A 21,419-nucleotide genomic window follows, 5' to 3' on the forward strand; every position below is an offset into this window, starting at 1 on the left:
ATTACGACGTTTCTATTTATAAAAAACGTCTTAAATGCGATTTCGATTATTATTCTCAGAAAACGTTTTAGAGAAAGTATTATAATCAGTGAATTACAAATTTACTTACTATTTTTAAAAATATAGTCTATAAATTCGATAGAAAATAGGATTTTTTCATTTGCATTAAATTAATCTTAAAAACCGTTTTCTGACAATTAATCCGATATCAAACGGCTATATTTGCAGTTAATTACAAGTTTTGATTCGATTTTAACAAAATCCCACGCCACGAATTGCATTAATTCTCAGGAATTAAATTAGTGTACATACGTGAATTAGCGGCAAAAAAACATCACAATGCAAAATTCACTACAAATCATTTTTCCTAATTTCTCTTCAGAATTGATTGCTACAATCGAAGAAAACGGAACTTTACAAAATTTTGAAACGGGCACTATATTAATGAGAACGGGACAGTATATTAAAAATACCGTTTTGATTACGAAAGGAAAAATCAAAATCTACCGTGAAGGCGAAGATGGCGGCGAATTTTTAATGTATTATTTACAACCGGGGCAAGCCTGTGCCATTTCGATGATCTGTACGGCCAAAAGCGAAAAAAGCCAGATTATGGCCAAAGTAGTCGAAGATGTTTCGGTAATGATGATTCCGCTGCAGATGATGGATAAATGGATGATGGAGCACCGTTCTTGGTACGAATTTGTAATCGAAACCTATAGAAGCCGCTTTGAAGAAGTGCTGGAAGTGGTTGATAATATTGCTTTTCGTTCTATGGACGAGCGTTTGGAGTTTTACTTAAAAAGACATTCTGATGCTTGCGGCTGTTCTGAGGTCAATCTATCGCATCAGGAAATCGCAACCGAATTGAACACTTCAAGAGAAGTAGTATCACGATTATTAAAAAAAATGGAACAGCGTGGTTTGGTTAAGCTTAACCGAAATCAAATTGAGTTATTAAACGTTAAATAGTTTTTTTGCCACGAATTCACGAATTTTATTAATTATTTTATCGCGCTAAATTTCACGAATTCAAAAATATGTTTTCTGTTTATGAGTTATTAAACGTTAAATAGTTTTTTGCCACCAATTCAAGAATTTTATTAATTATTTTATTGCGCTAAATTTTACGAATTCAAAAATATGCTTTCAGTTTTTGAGTTATTAAACGTTAAATAGTTTTTTGCCACCAATTCACGAATTTTATTAATTATTTTATTGCGCTAAATTTTACGAATTCAAAAATATTTTTCAGTTTATGAGTTATTAAACGTTAAATAGTTTTTTGCTACGAATTCACGAATTTTATTAATTATTTTATTGCGCCTAAATTTTACGAATTCAAAAATATTTTTCAGTTTATATTAAAAAATTCGTGAATTCGTGGCTGAAAAAAAAACAAAAAAACTCTTCTGTGATAAATGTTACTGTAGGTTTCTAATTTACGAAGCACCTTTGCATCAAAACAAATGCAATGGAATATCTGGGTTATTTTGCCTCAATCATAATCGGAATCACGCTTGGCTTAATTGGCGGAGGCGGTTCTATTTTGACCATTCCGATTCTCGTGTATTTGTTTAAAGTAAATCCAGATCAGGCCACTTCGTATTCCTTGTTTATTGTTGGATTAACTGCAATGTTTGGCAGTTACAGTCATTATAAAATGGAAAATCTAAAACTAAAATCGGCTTTGTATTTTGCCATGCCTTCTGTAATTTCCATTTTGATTATCCGCGAAGTCATATTTCCTCAAATCGCATCTACATTGTTTTCTGTAGCTTCCTACACCGTTTCAAAAGATTTTCTGATTATGATTATCTTTTCGGTATTAATGATAACCGCGGCGATTTCGATGATAAAGAAAAAGCTGCCAGATGCAAAATCGGCAGAAACCAATTATCTTCAATTAAGCATTATTGGTTTTCTAGTCGGAATCGTAACTGGATTTCTTGGTGCCGGAGGCGGATTCCTTATTATTCCTGCCCTTCTTTTCTTTGCCAATCTGCCTATGAAACAAGCGGTCGGAACTTCATTATTAATCATCACTATTAATTCAACCATAGGTTTTGCCGGCGATTTGTATATCGGCACTCCCATTAATTACAATTTTTTACTAAGCGTTTCTGCTATGGCTCTTATCGGAATGTTTATTGGCAGCAAGCTTTCTAAAAAAATAGACGGTACAAAGCTAAAACCGCTTTTTGGATGGTTTGTACTTGTAATGGGATTTTACATTATTGCAAAAGAGATTTTGCTTTAAGCATAGAGTTTCCCGCAGATCCTAAAAGTCTGCACCTTTTTAATTAAATATTTTTAGAATTTAGTTTCACTTGTAGTGCAATCTTTGTCAAAGTTTAAAAGCTTTGACAAAGATGAAACTAACTTTTTTAAATCTCTCCAAACTTTTCTTTGTAGCGGTCCAGTTCGATTTCGGTTCGGCTTAAGAGTTTTTCTAACAACACAATTTTATCTTCATAGAGTTCTTTTAAAACCGAGGTGCTGTCTGTATTTATCAAAATACTTCCGTTGTTATTTCCTGTAATTTTATTAAAACCATTGAAATAACGGTGGTAATCAAAACTAATAATATCCTCAACACTGACGTCTAAAATTCGTCCAATTTCCACCAATTTATCATAACTCAAAGAAGTTTTTCCTTTCTCTATTTTACTGTAACCCGCCTGTGTTACACCTAATCTTTCTGCCATATATTCCTGAGTGTAATTCTTTAACTCTCTAATGCTTTTAATTTTGTTTTTAATTGTTGCGGCCATAATTTGTTTGATTTGGGGTCATGTATAGCTAAAACAGCCCGCCGTTGAACTCTTCAACAGCATAACTATACTTATTTTTGGGTATTCTAAAACTGCTTATCTGGGGTAACAAACAGTGGTTTTATTATTTTTTTCTGGCAGTTATAACATAACCATACATTGAAGCTGCCACTATGAAAATTACATCATATTCTGAAATTCCGATTGTAAACATCTTTTTACTGTATCTAAGCCGTTTTTTTAATATTTCTTTCAAACTGAAGCTCCAGATACTGATCAATCTGTTTACCAATCACAATACGATCCTTTAATGCAATTTTGGTTTTCATTTCTTTTTCGTAAACATCTCTCACTAAAACAAAATAGACAAACTCTACTGGTTTATAAAACCTCAATATTATGATAAAAGTATAACAAAGCAAAGCCGGAATTATATAGTACAAATCGGGTAAGTTAGAAAAAATCATGCAGTAATAGGCAATCGCCGTTGTGAGCATAAAAGCACCATTTTCGAGATAGTAGGTTTTCTTTTTCTTTAAAATTGTAAGTTCTTTGATTTCATCAAAATCGTATTGCCAGGTTTTAGACTGATAGCAAAATTTAATCTTGTCGGGCGTAATTGTAATAGGCATAATAATCAGTAGGTAATAAATAAATTTAGGGATTTTCGAAAGAAATTCTTCTTCAAAAATTCTGAGAAGAATTCTTAGATACGCAATATTACGCAATACCCTCTTTTTTTTCCTACAATTCAAATTATAGAATATAACTAAGAGTTGTAATTAAATCTTTCGTCAAAGTTATCTTATACTTTTTATCTGCTAAAATATAGTATTCTCAAAAGGTGATAATTGTGGCGTTGCCTCCGGCCGGGCTATCCGCTTGTATCTTTTCCTTGCTAAAGAAGCAAGAAAAAGGATACCGCTCCTATCCCTAACGCACACTCGGGTGAAATGACGTTTTTAGTTTTAAATTTCAATGAATTTCCTCCAGCTTTACATGGAGGTAAATAAATGTAGACAAAAAAGGATTTAGCAAAACTTTATCATTTTGGCTAAAGCCCAATTCACATTAAAACAAAAAACCTCCAGTTAAAACTGGAGGCAATTTATATCTTTTGCCTTTTAATCTTTGCTTAAGGTTTAAAATTGAAAAATCCGTTTATTCTCAAGGAAAAAACGGATTTTATAAAGTCTTCTTGTTTCTACTTCTTAAGCAGTTTTTCTAAATATTCTACTTTTTCTTTTTCAGCCTGAACCAAACGTTCGTAAAGTTCAACTACTTTATCTAAAGGATTAAAAGTAGCATACATACCTTGATTAAAGCTATTGCCCTGACTTGAGCTATTATCATAAAAGTTATTAAAGAAATTAAAAACAGATTCTTCCGAAAAATTTTCAATTGCTTCCACAGTAACGCCGAGCGCTTTTGCTATATCCAAAAGTCTTTCGTGATCAACTGTTTCGCTCAATTCAATATTCGAAACAGTCTGTTGGCTGATACCAATTTCATAAGCCAATGCTTCCTGCTTCATTCCTTTAAGCTCTCTAATTCGGCTTATGTTTCTTCCTACGTGTTTTGGTTTTGCTGCTATGCTCATAGTTCAAAGATATTTAAAATTCTTTAAAATTTTCTATTTTGGTAGAATACAAATTCATATTCGTAAAATACAATCTCAGAAGATTTACAATAAGCAAAAATACAATTTTTCGCACAAGAAAAGATCTTAAACTAAAAAACCGTTTATTCCATAATAGATTAAACTATTTTGTGTCTTTTGGGGCGTTTTCGTCACGGCGAACTTGCTATCCGCTAAATTCCCGATTAACAAAAACTACGGCTAAAAAAGCCTTGTTTTTCTAATAGTATGTCATTTAGTGTCAGGCTGAGCGGAGTCGAAGCCCCGCATAGTAATTCTGCAAAGATTGGCGATTTTGATTGTGTGGCTTCGACTCCGCTCTGCCTGACAAAATTAAAAGAAATATTCTTATGAAAATGAATGTCCTAGCCCCGATAGAAGTGGAAATCCTTTTTTATTTTTTCTTTAAAAATAAAAAAGATTGAAACGGATAGCGGGATTGGCTCCTTAAAAAATGGCTCTATGATAGAAATCGAAATGACATAAATGAGAAAAACTCTTAACTTAATGACATTGGGCTAAAGCCCAATTCAAATTCAATAAAAAACCTCCAGCTGAAGCTGGAGGCAATTCATATTATTAAAATTAAAAAAAATCAATTCGCTAAAATTCGTGCAATTATTGTCAAACAAAAAAATCAATGTTCTCCATACCCGATATCATCCATTTTACCGCTGAAAACACGGTATTGAATAATAAAATAAACAATCACCAAAGCTAAGGCTACAAAAAACCAGCTCAAACCAGCATTCAAACCATATTCTCCTGCTGCAGTGTTGTAAATTGTCAAAGAGGGATTTACTTTATTGGTTGATGGTAAAACATTCGGAAAGATCGAAACCGCCGTCGAAGCAAATCCTCCGACTAAAAACAAGGTCGAGAAAATAAAAGCCTGACCATCTTTTTTGAAAGATCGTACTTTGAATAATCCTAAAATACCCGCAAAAGTCATTAAAGGAAAAAACCAAAGCAGCGGATGTTCTACAAAATTATGAAACGGTTCCGGCTCAATAAAATGCCAGATTTGGAGCGAAATACAAACCAAAACCAATAGAACAATATTTAAGGCAAAAACTACTTTTTTAAGTTTCGGATTCAAAGACGAATTGGTTTTGTAAATAACCCAATTTGCTCCATGAATCGTCAGTGCAACAACACTCACGATACCCAGGAAAAGCGTAAACCAATCGATAATTCCCAATTCATTTGCCTGCGGACTAAAAGTCGGATTCCACAACGGGAGAAAGAAATAATGCGCTTCTTGTGTCGAAACGCCGTTTTGCACCATTCCCAGATTGACACCACGGACAATATTCCCCAGAGCAATTCCGAAGAAAAGCGCCAAAAGCAAACTTGCAACTCCAAAAGCTTTATCCCAAATACTTTCCCACATCGGGTGATGCACTTGTCCGCGCATTTCTAATCCGATGGCACGAAAAATCAAAAGCCACAAAATCATAATCAAAGGCAGATAAAACCCACTGAAGGAAGAAGCATACAAAGTCGGAAAAGCAAAAAACAAAACGCCTCCCGCAGCAATAAGCCAAACTTCGTTAGCATCCCAAAACGGGCCGATGGCACTTGTAATCGCTTTTTTATCTTTTTCTTCTTTCGCAAAAAATAAATGAATAATTCCTGCACCAAAATCATAACCGTCTAAAACCAGATAAACAGCCAGAATTCCCATTAAAACTACGTACCAAAAAAACTCCATACTTATATTTTTTCTGTTGAAAGTTCCACATGATGAGGTCCTTTATTGATAATTTTTCCAATCAAAAGCAAAAACAACATTCCTAGTAAAAGGTATAAACCAATAAAACCTAATAAGGTAAATAACGTATTTCCCGAAGAAACCGTGGGAGATGCGCCAGATGCTGTTCGCATTAAATTATAAACCAGCCAAGGCTGTCTTCCTAACTCTGCCGTGTACCAGCCTGTTGTATTGGCAATATACGGAAACGGCATCATGAACATAAGCGACCATAGCAGCCATTTGGTCTGGAATAATTTACCTCGAATTAACTGAAGCAGCGAAATCAGCATTAAACCAATAAAAACTGTTCCGAGTCCTACCATAATATGATAGGCATAATACAATCCCGAAATATTGGTCGGATGCAGATCTTCTTCAAACTGATCCAGACCTTTAATTTCCTGATTCCAATTTCCGTAAGTCAAAAAACTCAAAATATTTGGAACCGCAATTTTATTGTCCAGCTTTTTGTCTTTTACATCCGGCTGGCCGATTAAAACAATTTCTGAACCTTTCTTTTCGGTATGAAAAATTCCTTCCATTCCTGCAAAAGTTACGGGCTGGTATTTTACCACATTTTTTGCCAGTAAATCTCCTGTTGGAACAGCCACAACAATACTCGAAATCAATCCGAAGATAACTCCCGTTTTTAAGAACAATTTACCAAACGAAACATTCTTTTTGCTCAAAATATAAAAAGCACCAATTCCAGCAACCACAAAAGAACTTGTGACCAGAGACGCCGCTTGATTGTGCAGATACGAAGGCCAAAGCCAAGGATTTAAGAACAAAGCTTGAAAATTATTCAAAACAAATTTTCCGTTTTCCAGAATTTCATAACCAACAGGATTCTGCATCCACGAATGTGTTGCAATGATTAAAAAACCGCTGGCCCAAGAACCAATACAGATTAACAATCCGGTTACAAAATGCCATTTGTGTCCAAGCAGTTTTTCGCCAAATAAAAATATTCCGAGGAAAGAAGATTCTAAAAAGAAAGAAAACATTCCTTCCATTGCCAGCGTCTGCCCGATGATTCCACCCGTTAATTCGGAGAATTTTGCCCAATTGGTTCCAAATTGAAACTCCATTGGAATTCCGGTTACAACTCCCATCGCAAAATTGAGGGCGAAGATTTTCATCCAGAAATGGGTGGCGTGATTGTAATGTTCGTCTTTAGTTTTTAAATATTTCCATTTGAAGTAAACAATGATCAGCGAAAGACCCATTGTAAGCTGCGGAAAAAGATAATGAAAAGTAATAGTGAACGCGAATTGCATTCGGTCATAAAAGAGCATTTCTTCCATAAGTAGTAATTTGTTTTATGAAGTTCCACAAATTTACCCATTAAAAGCCGAATTAATGCCCTTTAAAAAAAGTTTATCACCCCATATTTGTTAAACTTTTGAACAATTTAAAGAGTAGAAATGACACTTGGTCTTTTTTACAAGAAATGAAAGATTATCTATAGATTTACGTGATAAAACATTGCCCGCGGTTGAACCCCCAGGCTATGTTTGATTTTGATTGCGTGAATATTATTGATTATTTCTTCAAAATCCCTTTTTCAACGCTTTCATTAATCAAACCTTCGGCGTAATTCCATAAAGATGTTGATCCATTTTTGATTATGCTTTTTTTCTCATAAACCTTATCGTAATTCACACCGAACTCTTTCCAAGTTCCGCCATTGTTTGAAGTATTTTGAAGTAACGGCTCTAATCTGTCCATAGATCTGGCAAACTTGGCTTCGTTGGTTGCTCCTGCTTCAAATTCTTCCCAAATAGCAATAAAATCCTCTGCCTGACTTTTGGGCAATAAACCAAAAATTCTATTTGCCGCTACTCTTTCTTCGTCTGTATTATCATGATTTTTGATTGTGTCGTACATAAAAACATCTCCAGAGTCGATTTCGACAATATCATGAATCAAAACCATTTTAACGACTTTCAAAACATCAATCGGTTCGTTCGAATGTTCTGCCAGAACAATTGCCATTAGTGCCAAGTGCCAGCTGTGTTCGGCGTCATTTTCGCAGCGGTCGCTGTTAAATAATTTTGTCTTACGCTGAATGTATTTTACTTTATCAATTTCTTTTACAAAAGCGATTTGATCTAATAAGTCTTGTGTGTTCATTTTTTCGATTTTAGTAAAAAAACAAAATTACTTAGTTTTTTTTCCATATAAGTGATATAAGTAAATTTAAGACAATAATATATTTTTAGTCAATCTAAAATGAACTTATAGCACTTATATGGTGAAATTCTTTTTTTTACACAAAAACCTAATTTCTGTAACATTAGTCACCCAATTTATTAAAAAACAAACCTACCTTTGTAACCCATCATTTTTATAATACCTATCATGAAAATAGAACAAATTTACACCGGATGCCTTGCACAAGGTGCTTATTATATCACTTCCAATGGCGAAGCGGCCATTATAGATCCGCTTAGAGAAACACAGCCTTACTTAGATCGCTTAGAACGCGATGAGGTAAAATTGAAATATATTTTTGAAACTCATTTTCACGCCGATTTCGTTTCTGGGCATGTTGATTTAAGTAAAGAAACCGGAGCTAAAATTGTTTACGGCCCAAACGCTGCCTGCGAATTTGACTGCCTTTCTGCAGAAGACGGACAGGAATTTAAAATCGGAAAAATCACTATTAAAGTATTACACACTCCAGGACATACAATGGAAAGCACTACTTTTTTATTAATTGATGAAAACGGAAAAGATCACGCTATTTTCTCTGGCGATACTTTATTTATCGGTGATGTCGGACGTCCAGATTTAGCACAGAAAGCTGCAGGAATGACACAAGACCAATTGGCTGGAATTTTGTATCATTCGTTAAGAGATAAAATCATGACGCTTGCTGATGATGTGATTGTTTATCCTGCGCACGGTGCCGGAAGTGCCTGCGGAAAAAACATGAGTAAAGAAACGGTTTCAACAATCGGAAATCAGAAAGCTACAAACTATGCTTTGCGAGCCAACATGACCGAAGCCGAATTTATTCAAGAGGTAACCGACGGTTTACTGCCTCCTCCTGCTTACTTTAGTATGAATGTTGCGATGAACAAACAGGGTTACGAAAGTTTCGAAACTGTTCTTCATAACGGAATGAAAGCTATAAATGTAAAAGAATTTGAAGCAATTGCAGAAGAAACTGGTGCTTTGATTCTAGATACAAGAAGCGCAGCTGATTTCAGTAAAGGATTTATTCCGCAGTCTATTAATATTGGAATCAACGGCGATTTTGCACCTTGGGTTGGAACTTTAATTGCTAATGTAAAACAGCCCATTATTTTAGTAACCACAATTGGAATGGAAGAAGAAACGGTAACGCGTTTAAGCCGTGTTGGTTTCGATTCTATCATCGGACATTTGGATGGAGGTTTTGAAGCTTGGCAAAATGCAGGTTTTGAAACTGATACTGTTAATAGAATTTCTGCAGAGCAATTTGCAGCTGAATTTAAATTTGGTGAAGATAAAGTAGTTGACATTCGCAAAGAGACAGAATACGAAGCAGAACATATTGATGAAGCTTTCAGTAAACCTTTGGCTTATATTAATGATTGGGTAAAAGACATTAACCCAAATGAACATTTTTACCTGCATTGCGCAGGCGGCTACAGAAGTATGATCGCGGCTTCTATTTTACAGGCAAGAGGTTTTAGAAATTTCTCTGAAATTGAAGGCGGTTTTGGGGCGATTTCTAAAACGAATATTCCTAAGTCAGATTTTGTTTGTCAAAGTAAAGTATTAAAATAATTTTTTAAGTTACAGAGAGACAAAGGTTCAAAGCTGCAAAGTTTTTCCCTTTGAACCTCTGTTCCTTTGAACCTTTGAACCTAAAAAAAATGTTAGAAATCATCAAAGAACCATGGCCTTGGTATGTTGCAGGTCCGTTGATTGGATTGACTGTTCCAATTTTATTAATTATCGGAAACAAATCTTTCGGGATTAGTTCTTCACTTCGTCATATTTGCGCGATGTGTATTCCTGCGAATATTCCGTTTTTCAAATACAACTGGAAAAAAGAAAGCTGGAATTTATTTTTCGTTCTCGGAATTTTTATTGGCGGTTTTATAGCTGCTCATTTTTTATCCAATCCAAATCCGGTAGAAATTACTCCTGCATTATCAGAGAAATTAGCGGGTTATGGAATCACCGATCATAGCGGTTTGGTTCCTGCACAATTATTTTCTTGGGAAAGTTTACTTACGCTTAGAGGCTTTATCATGATTGTTGTGGGCGGTTTTTTAGTTGGTTTTGGAACACGTTATGCGGGCGGATGTACCAGCGGACACGCGATCATGGGATTATCAAATCTACAATGGCCGTCTCTTGTCGCTACAATCTGTTTTATGATTGGCGGTTTTGTCATGGCACTTTTGATTCTGCCTTATATTCTTTCACTTTAAAATTTCAAAAATGGATACTTTAGAAAATAAAAGCATAGATGGCGAAGGAATCAACGCCAGCCAGAAAAAAGAAAACACATTTGGAAATCTTAAATACTTAATTGTCGGTATCTTTTTCGGAATTGTATTTGTAAAAGCCGAAATCATCAGCTGGTTCCGCATTCAGGAAATGTTCAATCTTGAATCTTTCTTTATGTATGGCGTAATAGGATGTGCCGTTGTGGTTGGAGTAATTTCAGTATTTCTGATTAAAAAATTCGATATTAAAACCCTTCAGGGCGAAAAAATTGAAATCCAGCCAAAGACTTTCAATAAAGGACAAATCTACGGCGGATTATTATTCGGTTTCGGATGGGCAATTACAGGCGCATGTCCAGGACCGCTTTTCGCTCAAATCGGCACAGGAGCAACTGTAATTGTCGTTACTTTATTAAGTGCTATTGCAGGAACTTGGTTTTATGGTTTGATTAAAGATAAACTGCCTCATTAATATTTTGTTTTTTTCTTGTTTCAGGTTTCATGTTTCAAGTTTCATGTTTCAAGTTCATGTTTCAAGTTTCAAGTTTCAGGTTTCAGGTAACTTAATATAACGTAAACCCGACAGGTTTTTAAAATCTGTCGGGTTTGATGCTTTTAGGAAACAATTCATTCCGTAGGAATGTCTCATTGGTAGAAAATTAGATGTGATTGCGATTACACGTTCCGTAGGAACGTTTGAGACACATTGTGGAAAATGCGTTATTTTCATAAAATCACGTGTCCCTACAGGACACAATGCAAAACAATATTATCATTTTTTCTACCGACGAAATATTCCTACGGAATATAAAAAACATTCGTTTCTCTATAAAACTTCCAATTTCATTATAGATTTCGAACATCCACTTGAAACCTGAAACCTGAAACTTGAAACTTGAACCTGAAACTTGAAACTTGAAACCTGAAACCTGAAACCAAAAACTTTTCTTCATCGATTATTAATTTCATTTCATTAAGTTTGCTTTCGAACAACATTTCCTAGAAAACCAAAATAAAATATGATCCGTTCCGAACAGTTATCTGAATTACAAAATACACAAAAATGGGACGTAATCATAATTGGCGGCGGTGCAAGCGGCCTCGGAACTGCGATTGATGCTGCAACCCGCGATTATAAAACTATTTTACTCGAAGCCGTAGATTTTGCAAAAGGAACTTCAAGCAGAAGTACAAAACTGGTTCATGGCGGCGTGCGTTATTTGGAGCAGGGAGACATTCATTTGGTAAGAGAAGCTTTAAAAGAAAGAGGTTTACTGGTTCAAAATGCCAATCATTTAGTCAAAAACCAATCTTTTGTTATTCCGAATTACCATTGGTTTGGCGGTTACTTTTACACTTTCGGATTAAAGATTTACGATTTGTTATCGGGCCGTTTGAGTTTAGGAAGTTCTAAATTTCTTTCGAAAAAGAAAACAATTGAATTGCTTCCAAACGTCGAAGAAATTGGATTGAAAAATGGCGTTATTTATCATGATGGACAATTTGATGATTCTCGCCTAGCGGTTAACATGGCTCAGACTGCTGTAGAGAATGGAGCATGTCTTTTAAATTATTTTAAAGTTAGTAATCTAATAAAAGACGAAAAAAATCAAATTATTGGTATTGAAGCAATTGATCAGGAAAGCGGCATTAAATACAACATAAAAGGTTCTGCTGTTATAAACGCTACAGGAGTTTTTACAAATGCGATCATGAAACTCAACGATAACATTTACAAAAAATACATTGTTCCGAGTCAGGGAATTCATTTGGTTTTTGATAAATCTTTTCTACCGGGTGAAAATGCCTTGATGATTCCGAAAACAAAAGACGGAAGAGTTTTGTTTGCTGTTCCTTGGCACAATAGTATTGTAGTAGGCACAACCGATACTTTAATTAAAAAACAAAGTTTAGAACCAATTGCATTAGAAAGCGAAATTGAATTTGTTCTGGAAACAGCGCAAAGATTTTTAGCAAAAAAACCAACACGAGCAGATGTATTATCGGTTTTTGCAGGTTTGCGTCCATTAGCAGCTCCGAAAGAAGAAGGTAAAAGTACCAAAGAAGTTTCCAGAAGTCATAAAATCATCGTTTCAGAAACGGGATTAATTACGATCACTGGAGGAAAATGGACCACTTATAGAAAAATTGCGGAAGATATTATTAACAAAGCAATCAAAACGGGAAAATTACCTCAAAAAGCAAGTTGCACAGAACATTTATCTATTCATGGAAATAAACCAACTACTTCTTTAGATAGAGAAAATCATCTTTATATATATGGTACAGACATTCCAAATATAATAGCACTGCAAGAAAACGAACCCGAATTAAAAGCAAAACTACATCCCGATCACGAATTTACCTGGGCAGAAGTGGTTTGGGCTGTTCGACACGAAATGGCCAGAACTGTAGACGATGTTTTAGCAAGACGTGTTCGCTTATTATTTTTAGATGCCAGAGCAGCCATAGCAGTTTCAGACCAAACAGCTCGATTAATTGCCAAAGAACTGGGGCATGATGAATCTTGGATTACTCAAGAAATTTTGAATTTTAAGCAGGTTGCAAAAGGTTTTCTGCTTTCTGAATTCCAATAATTTTTAAATTGTGTTGACTTTGAGCATTTTTTAGCTTAAAACTATCTTACAAATATGATTTAGTGTTTTTTTGAGTCCAAAATTAGTTTCAGATTTTAAAAAATCATTAAACAACATAAAATCAATAGTTTACACTAAAAAAATATCTTACTTTTATATCCAAAATTGATACATTTCGTTCTTCGAAAAGCGCGTTTAATCATATTAACAAAAAATTAACACAACATTTGTATATACAACTATTAAAAGTTCTACATTTGTATATACAAATTATACACTTACGACTATGACAATTGAAGAGGTTATTAAGAGTACGGTTAAGATGGATAATGCGAAAAAAGTTATTCTGAATATCATGTACACACAAAATGTAGTTCAGGATCATTTCAACGAGTTGATTAAACCGTATGATTTATCTGGAGAACAATATAATGTGTTACGTATATTAAGAGGGCAAAAAGGGAAACCTGCCAATATGTGCGTAATACAAGAGCGAATGCTTGCTAAAACAAGCAACACAACAAGGCTGGTAGACAAATTATTATTGAAAGAGTTTGTAACTCGAAATGTTTGTCCGGATAATCGAAGAAAAATTGAAGTCTTGATTACCCAAAAAGGATTGGATGTTTTGAAAGAATTAGATCCGAAGGTAGACGAACATGAGAAAACGTTTGCTGAAAATTTAAAGCCAGAAGAATTAACGTTCTTAAACCAATTATTAGAAAAATACAGAACCAATAAATAAATTTATATAACTATGAGCAATTTCTTAGAAAATCAAAATTGGCGTTATGCAACGAAACAATTTGATGCTTCAAAAAAAATATCATCTGATGATTTAAATACCCTGAAAGAAGCGGTTAGATTAAGCGCTTCTTCTTACGGATTACAACCTTACAAAGTAGTTATCGTTGAAAATCCAGAATTAAGAGAGCAATTAAAAGGTGCTGCTTACGGGCAGACACAAATTACTGATGCTTCTCACCTATTTATTTTTGCTAACGATTTAAACCTTGATGCAGGTTCTGTTGACAAATACATCAACACTATCAGCGATACAAGAGGTGTTCCTGCCGATGCATTGGGCGGATTCAGCGATATGATGAAAGGTGTAATCTCAAATTTACCTGTAGAAGCAAAAAACATCTGGACTGCAAAACAAACGTACTTAGCTTTAGGAAACTTATTAAATGCTGCTGCTGAATTAAAAATTGATGCTACTCCAATGGAAGGTTTCAATGCGGCTAAATTCAACGAAATTTTAGGTTTCGACCAATTAGGTTTAAATGCTTCTGTAATTGCTACTGTAGGCTACAGACATGAAGAAGACAGTACTCAGCACTTTAAAAAAGTTAGAAAATCTCACGAAGAATTATTTATCACTCTATAATTATTTATTAATCAAATTCAATTTTAATTTAACAAACATGAAAAATTTAAAAACAATTGCAATAGCATTATTCGTAGCAGCGGCTGGAATCTCAGTAAACGCTCAAACTAAAAAAATCGACGTAAAAGCATCTACTATCAAATGGGTAGGTAAAAAAGTAACTGGAGAGCACTCTGGAACTGTAAACTTCAAAGATGGCGCAGTAGTTTTCAAAGGAAAAAAATTAACTGGAGGAAGCTTTACTGTTGACATGACTTCATTAACTGCTACAGATTTAACTGGAGAATACCAAGGAAAATTAAACGGGCATTTAAAAGCTGACGATTTCTTCGGAACTGAAAAATTCCCTACTGCAAAATTAGTTTTCAAAACTATTGGTGCTAAATCTACTGACGTTTACACTGTAACTGCAGATTTAACTATCAAAGGAATTACTAAACCAGTAACTTTTGATATCACTGTAAAAGGAAACACTGCTACAACTGCTTTTAAAGTTGACAGAACTAAATACGACATTAAATACGGATCTGGTAGTTTCTTCGAAGGTTTAGGAGACAAAACTATCAATGACGAATTTGAATTAGCTGTAGCTTTAAAATTCTAATTTAAGCTTCGTAATTCATAAATACAGTAAACCCCAGCAGTTAATTGCTGGGGTTTATTATTATGTACTTCTTCTAATTTTTATTGGGTTTTGTCTTGTATCAAATACATCTAAAATTTCAATTGAATTTTTCTTTAAATTAATCCAATAAATAATTTTATAATTTTTATAAACCAAATATCGTATCTCTTCGGAGTAACTTTCTAAAAGTTCTTCTTTTTGTCCTATCGCATTTGTTGAGTTTGGTTTTAATTTCAGAGTCTCCCCAGTAATTCCGACTACAAGTTTTTTTGCAACAGTTACACTAGCTTCCTTCTTATAAAAATCAAAAATCTTTTTTAATTCTGCTTTAGCAAAATCAGTCCAATAAATTTTCAACTCCATTTCTGAATTTCAGAAATTAATTCATCAACATCTGTAATTCTTCCATTTTTTGAATCATCTATAGAAGCATCAATTCGTTTATGAAATTCGGCAATAGACATTGGCTTTAATTCTAAATCTGCTTTAATTTCCTTTTTTAACAGTTTCTCAAATTGAGAAATTGCTTTCTCACTTTCAAGTTTAAGAAAGTCTCTAATAAAAATCACTTTTCGAGTATCTAAATCCATTTCTTTTATTTTTATCAAAGTTACAAATTATCTTCAAATGAAAATTTAATTGCAAACAATTTTGAAATAGGCATTTACAACCTAAAAAAAGTTAACTCTTTTCAAAAACTTAACGTTCTTAATGCTAACATAACTCTTTCGTAATAAGCATCAGGACTTTGATTAACATACGGCTTCTAATTTTGGGGAAATAAATAAAATCAAAAACTAGAAATTAAAATTATAGTTATGAAAACAAAATTACGAATTGCATTTATTACCTTGATTAGCAGCTTTTTTCTACATGCACAACAACAGCCAAAAGGAATTATCGGTACTTCAAACTGGATGAACAACTGGACTAACTTTAAACCAGCTTTAAATGAATATAATGAAGCAACCAATATAATTGCCGGCACAATTGATAAAGATACCCGATTATTAAAAAGAAATACTTACCACTTAGTTGGCGTTGTGTACGTTACAAATAATGCCACTTTGACTATTGAACCCGGAACTGTAATTCGAGGTGATGATAAAACCTGCGGTACGCTTGTAATTACGAATGGTTCTAAAATTATGGCGGAAGGCCTTGAAACTGATCCTATTGTCTTTACATCAGAAAATGAAAAAAACAATAGAAAACCAGGTGATTGGGGAGGTATAATTATTTTAGGAAAAGCGCCTATTAATACTTTGGGAGGTGTCAATATACTTCCTTTTGATCTTGAAGCAAACTTAAACCATTATGGCGGACAAGATCCTGAGGACAATTCTGGGATTCTAAAATATGTTAGAATCGAATATGCAGGAAGAAAATTGAGTGCATCAAAAGAGCTAAATGGCCTTTCTCTGGCAGGAGTCGGCAGAAAAACTGTGGTAAGCAATGTTCAAATTAGTTTTTCAAATGATGATTCTTTTGAATGTTATGGCGGTGATTTGAATTTGAGTAATTTGATTTCCTATCGAACTACAGATGATGATTTTGATTTTACGCAAGGTGCCCAAATCAATATTACCAACAGCATTGCCATTCGTCATCCTTTTTCTTCTGATATTTCCGGGTCAAGATGTTTTGAGGTAGATTCTTATGAAAAAATCGCTAACACAGACATGACCAAAAAAATGACCAAAATAAACGCCAGCAATATCACTTTGGTTAATTTAGAAGAAAACAATCAAGGATTAGTGAGAGAATCGGCTCACATTAAAGAAAATACGTTTTTTAGTTTAACGAATAGTGTTATTTCAGGATTTGAACCGTTTGTTTTATTAGAAGGTGCTATCGGAAATGGTGAAGCTAATTTGTCTAAAATTACTCTTAAAAACATTATTGCGAACAATTGTACTGGAGGAATTGAAAGTGAATCTTCCAGCAATAATTCTGGCTTAAAAAATTATTATGTTACCCCTGCAAATGGTATAGAATTTACAAAAATGAAGCTTGGAGAGTTGTTTATGCTTCCAAATATTAAAGTAAATCCAGATTTTAGATTAAATGTAAATAATACGATAGCTATTGGAAACTAAGGATTTGAAGGAGGCTTTAGATAAAAAATTTAACAAAATTTAAAAATTATAAAAGTTTTTTTTCAAAATTTATGTTCTTCAATTCAAATTACATTTATATCTTTGCTTCAACAAAAAACAGATATGAACACGATTTTAAACAATACTTGGTGGTGGAACAATTTACGTCAGACGTCGTGAACAAAGCTTCCTATGGTATTGTAAAACTATAAAATATAAAAGGCTTGTCATCACGACAAGCCTTTTTTTTTTGGCCGAAACTTAAACAGAATTAAAAAACTAAAAAACATAAATTTTGAAACCTTTTATACTCAACACACATTACAAACAAATTCTGGCAGACACTATAACGCCGGTGAGCATCTATTTTAAAATTAGAGATAAGTTCCCAAATAGTTTATTATTAGAAAGTAGTGATTATCACGGAAATGACAATAGTTTCTCGTATATCTGCTGCAACCCGATTGCTACTATTAAAATCGAAAATGAAGTAATCGCTAAAACTTTCCCCGACGGAACTTCAGAATCTTTTAAGATTGATGCTGCAACCAATATTCCGCAGGTAATTCAGGAATTCTCCAGTCAGTTTCAATCAGAAAAAAACGATTTTAAATTCATCAACAACGGTTTATTTGGATACATTTCTTACGATGCCGTTCGTTATTTCGAAAAAGTTTCAATTGCCAAAAAAGATACCGCAACTTCAATTCCAGACGTATTTTATGCGGTTTACCAAAATATTATTGCCATCAATCACTTTAAAAATGAGGCTTATATTTTCTGCCACAGCGTTGATGGAAAAAATAATATTGCCGAAATAGAGCAATTATTACAATCGAGAAATATAGCTTCATACAAATTTTCAAAAGAAGGTGAAGGTTTCTCAAATCTAACAGATGAAGAATTCAAACAAAATGTAGCGTTAGCCAAAAAACACTGTTACAGAGGCGATGTTTTTCAATTGGTACTATCACGAAGATTTTCACAAGGTTTTAAAGGTGATGAATTCAATGTTTACAGAGCTTTAAGAAGCATCAACCCTTCTCCGTATTTGTTCTTTTTTGACTATGGAGATTTCAAAATATTTGGGTCTTCGCCCGAAGCTCAAATTATCGTAAAAAACAGAAAAGCCGAAATTCACCCAATTGCCGGAACTTTTAAAAGAACCGGAAACGACGAGCAAGATGCACTTTTGGCCAAACAACTTTCTGAAGATAAAAAAGAAAACAGTGAACATGTTATGCTGGTTGACCTTGCCAGAAATGATTTAAGCAGAAACGGACACGACGTGAATGTAGAAAAATACAGAGAAGTTCAGTTTTTCTCACACGTAATTCACTTGGTTTCTAAAGTTACTGGACATTTACACGAAAAAGCTACCACAATGCAGGTTGTGGCCGATACTTTTCCTGCTGGAACTTTGAGCGGCGCGCCAAAACACAGAGCCATGCAATTGATTGAAGACTTCGAAAAAACCAATCGTAACTTTTATGGCGGTGCTATCGGTTTTATGGATTTTAATGGAAACTTTAACCACGCAATTATGATTCGAACTTTCTTGTCAAAAAATCATCAACTGCATTGTCAGGCAGGAGCCGGAATTGTTGCAAGTTCTGATGAAGAAAGCGAAATGCAGGAAGTATATAACAAATTAAGGGCTTTGAATACAGCACTTGAAATGGCAGAGAAAATTTAATTTTTGCTTCAAGTTTCAGGTTTCAAGTTGTTGGAACGTGAAATAAATTAAACCAAAAAACAAAACCATGAAAAAAATAATATCCCTTTTTGTTTTAATAGTTGTTATGACATCTTGCAACTCCGAAAAGAAAAATTCGATTCAAGGAACCTGGCGTCTTATATCGGCAGAAACTACAGAGAAAGATTCGACTTTTTCTACTTTTAATGCCAACACAAAAATGATTAAGATTATAAATGAAACTCATTTTGCTTTTTTTAATCATGATTTGAAAAACGGAAAAGATTCAACAACCGCATTATTCTTTGGCGGAGGCGGAAAATACACTCTAAAAGACAGTATTTATACCGAAAACTTAGAATATTTTAATAACCGCGATTGGGAAAATGGAAAATTTGAATTTGTAGTAAAAGTTCAAAACGACACTCTGATTCAAGAAGGAGTTGAAAAGGTAGAAAAATTAGGAATAGATCGCATTATCACAGAAAAATACGTTCGAGAGAAATAAAAAAATTTGTTTCAGGTTTTCTTTGTTTCAGGTTTCAAGTTATAGCAGACGTGAAACCTCAAACTTGAAACAAAAAAAACCTGAAACCTGAACAAAAACAAAATGAAAAAAATATTAGTTATAGACAATTACGATAGCTTCACTTACAATTTAGTGCACTATTTAGAAGATTTAAACTGCGAAGTAACCGTTTACAGAAACGACGAATTTGATATTGATGAAATCGGTGTTTTCGAGAAAATACTACTTTCTCCAGGACCTGGAATTCCAGATGAAGCGGGGCTGCTAAAAGCGGTTATTGAAAAATATGCGCCAACAAAAAGTATTTTGGGCGTTTGTTTAGGGCAGCAGGCTATTGGAGAAGTTTTTGGCGGAACTCTTTCTAATCTGGACAAAGTATACCATGGCGTTGCAACTCATGTAAAAACAGTAGTAGATGACGAGATTTTGTTTGAAGGCTTAGAAAAAGAATTTGAAGTCGGACGTTATCATTCTTGGGTTGTAGACACCAATCTTCCTGATGAATTAGAAGCAACTTCTTTCGATGAAAACGGACAAGTTATGTCGCTTCGCCATAAAAATTATGATGTTAGAGGAGTACAATTTCACCCAGAAAGTGTTTTGACACCAAACGGAAAAAAAATGCTGGAAAATTGGGTAAGAAGTTAGTTTTGCTTGTTCAAGTTTTGTTTCATGTTTTGTTTCATGTTTCAGGTTTCAGGTTAGTTGGAACTTGATATCAGACATGAAACTTGGAAACTTGAGACATGAAACTTGAAACCTGAAACTTGAAACCTGAAACCTGAAACCTAAAACCTAAAACAAAAAAACTCAAAACCTTAGCAACTTAAAAGAAAAAATGAAAACAATATTAAATAAATTAATCAATCACGAAGTGCTTACTAAAGAAGAAGCAAAAACAGTTTTGATTAATATCTCAAGCGGTCAATACAATCCGAGTCAGATTTCGGCATTTTTGACTGTTTTTATGATGCGAAGCATTACCATTGATGAACTTTCGGGCTTTCGCGAAGCTTTATTAGAATTATGCATCCGAGTAGATTTATCAGCTTACAATACAATCGATTTGTGCGGAACGGGCGGTGACGGAAAAGATACTTTCAACATTTCGACTTTAGCGTCTTTTATTTCTGCGGGAGCGGGAATAAAAGTGGCAAAACACGGAAATTACGGCGTTTCGTCTATTTCTGGATCAAGCAACGTGATGGAAAAAATGGGAATCAAATTCAGCAATGACGCTGCGTTTTTAGAAAAATGTATTGACAAAGCAGGAATCTGTGTTTTGCACGCACCCTTATTTCACCCGGCAATGAAAAACGTCGGACCTATCAGAAAAGAATTGGCAGTAAAAACATTCTTCAATATGCTGGGACCAATGGTAAATCCAGCTTTTCCACAGAATCAATTGGTTGGGGTTTTCAACTTAGAATTGGCTAGAATGTATGCTTATTTGTACCAAAACACGAATGTGAATTTTACAATCCTGCATTCGCTTGACGGATATGATGAAATTTCGTTAACAGGTCCAACCAAAATCATTACCAGTCATATGGAAGGAATGCTGAACCCAAGTGACCTAGGCGTTAGACTTTTATCGCAGACAGAAATCGAAGGAGGTAAAACGATTGAAGAATCAGCAGCAATTTTTACAAATATCATTTCTGGAAAAGGAAACGAAGCACAGAATAATGTAGTTTGTGCTAATGCTGCAATGGCAATTTCAACCGTTACAAAATGCACACCGCAAGAAGGTTTTGAACTGGCGAAAGAAAGTCTTTTCTCTGGAAAAGGATTGAAGGCATTGCAGACATTACAGGAATTAAGTAAATAAAATTTAGTTTCAAGTTTTCTTTGTTTCAGGTT

General features: G+C 34.1%; 22 protein-coding genes. 14 read left to right on the forward strand and 8 right to left on the reverse strand.

From position 1 onward, the window contains the following. The first annotated feature begins 339 nt into the window (after nt 1-339). Both C4F50_RS18240 and C4F50_RS18245 read left to right on the forward strand, forming a co-directional pair. Nucleotides 340-972, forward strand: coding sequence for a Crp/Fnr family transcriptional regulator (locus C4F50_RS18240; protein WP_194140081.1), 633 nt, complete (start codon nt 340-342; stop codon nt 970-972). 502 nt (nt 973-1,474) lie between these two features. After that, the gene (locus tag C4F50_RS18245; RefSeq protein ID WP_194140082.1) at nt 1,475-2,260 is read left to right on the forward strand and encodes a sulfite exporter TauE/SafE family protein; all 786 of its coding nucleotides are present in this window, start codon (nt 1,475-1,477) and stop codon (nt 2,258-2,260) included. 127 nt (nt 2,261-2,387) lie between these two features. On the opposite strand, the gene C4F50_RS18250 is transcribed toward C4F50_RS18245, so the two are convergent. The 6 genes from C4F50_RS18250 to C4F50_RS18275 all read right to left on the reverse strand — a co-directional run bounded on the left by C4F50_RS18250 (nt 2,388) and on the right by C4F50_RS18275 (nt 8,305). Then, nucleotides 2,388-2,774 carry a helix-turn-helix transcriptional regulator gene (locus C4F50_RS18250; RefSeq protein WP_194140083.1) on the reverse strand — a complete coding sequence of 129 codons (387 nt, stop codon included), beginning with the start codon at nt 2,772-2,774 and terminating at the stop codon, nt 2,388-2,390. 227 nt (nt 2,775-3,001) lie between these two features. Then, entirely contained in the window at nt 3,002-3,406 is a 405-nt protein-coding gene (locus C4F50_RS18255) for a hypothetical protein (protein WP_194140084.1), read from the reverse strand. A 572-nt stretch (nt 3,407-3,978) separates the two neighbouring features. After that, entirely contained in the window at nt 3,979-4,374 is a 396-nt protein-coding gene (locus C4F50_RS18260; protein WP_194140085.1) for a helix-turn-helix transcriptional regulator, read from the reverse strand. Nucleotides 4,375-5,050: 676 nt separating this feature from the next. Then, nucleotides 5,051-6,127: a cytochrome d ubiquinol oxidase subunit II gene (gene cydB, locus C4F50_RS18265; protein WP_194140086.1), complete on the reverse strand. Its 1,077-nt coding sequence runs from the start codon at nt 6,125-6,127 to the stop codon at nt 5,051-5,053. A 2-nt stretch (nt 6,128-6,129) separates the two neighbouring features. Beyond that, entirely contained in the window at nt 6,130-7,476 is a 1,347-nt protein-coding gene (locus tag C4F50_RS18270; protein ID WP_194140087.1) for a cytochrome ubiquinol oxidase subunit I, read from the reverse strand. 238 nt (nt 7,477-7,714) lie between these two features. Further along, on the reverse strand, nt 7,715-8,305 hold the full coding sequence (locus C4F50_RS18275; protein ID WP_194140088.1) for an HD domain-containing protein: 591 nt from the start codon (nt 8,303-8,305) through the stop codon (nt 7,715-7,717). Nucleotides 8,306-8,533: 228 nt separating this feature from the next. On the opposite strand from C4F50_RS18275, the gene C4F50_RS18280 reads away from it, so the two are divergent. From C4F50_RS18280 to C4F50_RS18310, 7 genes are all read left to right on the forward strand, one after another. Continuing rightward, a complete protein-coding gene (locus tag C4F50_RS18280) occupies nt 8,534-9,949 on the forward strand; it encodes an MBL fold metallo-hydrolase (protein ID WP_194140089.1) in 1,416 nt (471 codons plus the stop codon). Between the two features lie 89 nt (nt 9,950-10,038). Then, entirely contained in the window at nt 10,039-10,602 is a 564-nt protein-coding gene (locus tag C4F50_RS18285; protein WP_194140090.1) for a YeeE/YedE family protein, read from the forward strand. A gap of 10 nt (nt 10,603-10,612) precedes the next feature. Beyond that, nucleotides 10,613-11,092: a DUF6691 family protein gene (locus tag C4F50_RS18290; RefSeq protein WP_194140091.1), complete on the forward strand. Its 480-nt coding sequence runs from the start codon at nt 10,613-10,615 to the stop codon at nt 11,090-11,092. Nucleotides 11,093-11,639: 547 nt separating this feature from the next. After that, nucleotides 11,640-13,217, forward strand: a complete 1,578-nt coding sequence (locus tag C4F50_RS18295; RefSeq protein ID WP_194140092.1) for a glycerol-3-phosphate dehydrogenase/oxidase — start codon at nt 11,640-11,642, stop codon at nt 13,215-13,217. Between the two features lie 286 nt (nt 13,218-13,503). After that, nucleotides 13,504-13,962: a MarR family winged helix-turn-helix transcriptional regulator gene (locus C4F50_RS18300; RefSeq protein ID WP_194140093.1), complete on the forward strand. Its 459-nt coding sequence runs from the start codon at nt 13,504-13,506 to the stop codon at nt 13,960-13,962. A 12-nt stretch (nt 13,963-13,974) separates the two neighbouring features. After that, a complete protein-coding gene (locus C4F50_RS18305) occupies nt 13,975-14,607 on the forward strand; it encodes an NAD(P)H-dependent oxidoreductase (RefSeq protein ID WP_194140094.1) in 633 nt (210 codons plus the stop codon). Between the two features lie 37 nt (nt 14,608-14,644). Next, the gene (locus C4F50_RS18310) at nt 14,645-15,211 is read left to right on the forward strand and encodes a YceI family protein (protein WP_194140095.1); all 567 of its coding nucleotides are present in this window, start codon (nt 14,645-14,647) and stop codon (nt 15,209-15,211) included. 60 nt (nt 15,212-15,271) lie between these two features. Here C4F50_RS18310 and C4F50_RS18315 read toward each other — a convergent pair whose 3' ends face one another. Together C4F50_RS18315 and C4F50_RS18320 are read right to left on the reverse strand one after the other, a co-directional pair. Next, nucleotides 15,272-15,595, reverse strand: coding sequence for a type II toxin-antitoxin system RelE/ParE family toxin (locus C4F50_RS18315; protein ID WP_194140096.1), 324 nt, complete (start codon nt 15,593-15,595; stop codon nt 15,272-15,274). Beyond that, nucleotides 15,586-15,822, reverse strand: coding sequence for a hypothetical protein (locus tag C4F50_RS18320; RefSeq protein WP_194140097.1), 237 nt, complete (start codon nt 15,820-15,822; stop codon nt 15,586-15,588). The genes C4F50_RS18315 and C4F50_RS18320 overlap by 10 nt, the downstream gene beginning before the upstream one ends. 228 nt (nt 15,823-16,050) lie before the next feature. Here C4F50_RS18320 and C4F50_RS18325 point away from each other — a divergent pair, with 228 nt between their 5' ends. The 5 genes from C4F50_RS18325 to trpD all read left to right on the forward strand — a co-directional run bounded on the left by C4F50_RS18325 (nt 16,051) and on the right by trpD (nt 21,387). After that, entirely contained in the window at nt 16,051-17,331 is a 1,281-nt protein-coding gene (locus tag C4F50_RS18325) for a hypothetical protein (RefSeq protein ID WP_194140098.1), read from the forward strand. A gap of 295 nt (nt 17,332-17,626) precedes the next feature. Beyond that, entirely contained in the window at nt 17,627-19,027 is a 1,401-nt protein-coding gene (locus C4F50_RS18330; RefSeq protein WP_194140099.1) for an anthranilate synthase component I family protein, read from the forward strand. Nucleotides 19,028-19,094: 67 nt separating this feature from the next. Beyond that, nucleotides 19,095-19,535, forward strand: a complete 441-nt coding sequence (locus tag C4F50_RS18335) for a lipoprotein (RefSeq protein WP_194140100.1) — start codon at nt 19,095-19,097, stop codon at nt 19,533-19,535. Between the two features lie 102 nt (nt 19,536-19,637). Continuing rightward, nucleotides 19,638-20,204, forward strand: a complete 567-nt coding sequence (locus tag C4F50_RS18340) for an anthranilate synthase component II (protein WP_194140101.1) — start codon at nt 19,638-19,640, stop codon at nt 20,202-20,204. Between the two features lie 190 nt (nt 20,205-20,394). Beyond that, nucleotides 20,395-21,387: an anthranilate phosphoribosyltransferase gene (gene trpD, locus C4F50_RS18345; protein ID WP_194140102.1), complete on the forward strand. Its 993-nt coding sequence runs from the start codon at nt 20,395-20,397 to the stop codon at nt 21,385-21,387. Nucleotides 21,388-21,419: the final 32 nt, after the last annotated feature.

The sequence above is a fragment of the Flavobacterium hungaricum genome, from assembly GCF_015182285.1.
GTDB lineage: Bacteria > Bacteroidota > Bacteroidia > Flavobacteriales > Flavobacteriaceae > Flavobacterium > Flavobacterium hungaricum.

Excerpts from the sequence above, each read along its gene's own strand:
- C4F50_RS18240 (WP_194140081.1), top strand. The coding sequence starts at position 340 with ATGCAAAATTCACTACAAATCATTTTTCCTAATTTCTCTTCAGAATTG.
- C4F50_RS18245 (WP_194140082.1), top strand. The coding sequence starts at position 1,475 with ATGGAATATCTGGGTTATTTTGCCTCAATCATAATCGGAATCACGCTT.
- C4F50_RS18250 (WP_194140083.1), bottom strand. The coding sequence starts at position 2,774 with ATGGCCGCAACAATTAAAAACAAAATTAAAAGCATTAGAGAGTTAAAG.
- C4F50_RS18255 (WP_194140084.1), bottom strand. The coding sequence starts at position 3,406 with ATGCCTATTACAATTACGCCCGACAAGATTAAATTTTGCTATCAGTCT.
- C4F50_RS18260 (WP_194140085.1), bottom strand. The coding sequence starts at position 4,374 with ATGAGCATAGCAGCAAAACCAAAACACGTAGGAAGAAACATAAGCCGA.
- cydB (WP_194140086.1), bottom strand. The coding sequence starts at position 6,127 with ATGGAGTTTTTTTGGTACGTAGTTTTAATGGGAATTCTGGCTGTTTAT.
- C4F50_RS18270 (WP_194140087.1), bottom strand. The coding sequence starts at position 7,476 with ATGGAAGAAATGCTCTTTTATGACCGAATGCAATTCGCGTTCACTATT.
- C4F50_RS18275 (WP_194140088.1), bottom strand. The coding sequence starts at position 8,305 with ATGAACACACAAGACTTATTAGATCAAATCGCTTTTGTAAAAGAAATT.
- C4F50_RS18280 (WP_194140089.1), top strand. The coding sequence starts at position 8,534 with ATGAAAATAGAACAAATTTACACCGGATGCCTTGCACAAGGTGCTTAT.
- C4F50_RS18285 (WP_194140090.1), top strand. The coding sequence starts at position 10,039 with ATGTTAGAAATCATCAAAGAACCATGGCCTTGGTATGTTGCAGGTCCG.
- C4F50_RS18290 (WP_194140091.1), top strand. The coding sequence starts at position 10,613 with ATGGATACTTTAGAAAATAAAAGCATAGATGGCGAAGGAATCAACGCC.
- C4F50_RS18295 (WP_194140092.1), top strand. The coding sequence starts at position 11,640 with ATGATCCGTTCCGAACAGTTATCTGAATTACAAAATACACAAAAATGG.
- C4F50_RS18300 (WP_194140093.1), top strand. The coding sequence starts at position 13,504 with ATGACAATTGAAGAGGTTATTAAGAGTACGGTTAAGATGGATAATGCG.
- C4F50_RS18305 (WP_194140094.1), top strand. The coding sequence starts at position 13,975 with ATGAGCAATTTCTTAGAAAATCAAAATTGGCGTTATGCAACGAAACAA.
- C4F50_RS18310 (WP_194140095.1), top strand. The coding sequence starts at position 14,645 with ATGAAAAATTTAAAAACAATTGCAATAGCATTATTCGTAGCAGCGGCT.
- C4F50_RS18315 (WP_194140096.1), bottom strand. The coding sequence starts at position 15,595 with ATGGAGTTGAAAATTTATTGGACTGATTTTGCTAAAGCAGAATTAAAA.
- C4F50_RS18320 (WP_194140097.1), bottom strand. The coding sequence starts at position 15,822 with ATGGATTTAGATACTCGAAAAGTGATTTTTATTAGAGACTTTCTTAAA.
- C4F50_RS18325 (WP_194140098.1), top strand. The coding sequence starts at position 16,051 with ATGAAAACAAAATTACGAATTGCATTTATTACCTTGATTAGCAGCTTT.
- C4F50_RS18335 (WP_194140100.1), top strand. The coding sequence starts at position 19,095 with ATGAAAAAAATAATATCCCTTTTTGTTTTAATAGTTGTTATGACATCT.
- C4F50_RS18340 (WP_194140101.1), top strand. The coding sequence starts at position 19,638 with ATGAAAAAAATATTAGTTATAGACAATTACGATAGCTTCACTTACAAT.
- trpD (WP_194140102.1), top strand. The coding sequence starts at position 20,395 with ATGAAAACAATATTAAATAAATTAATCAATCACGAAGTGCTTACTAAA.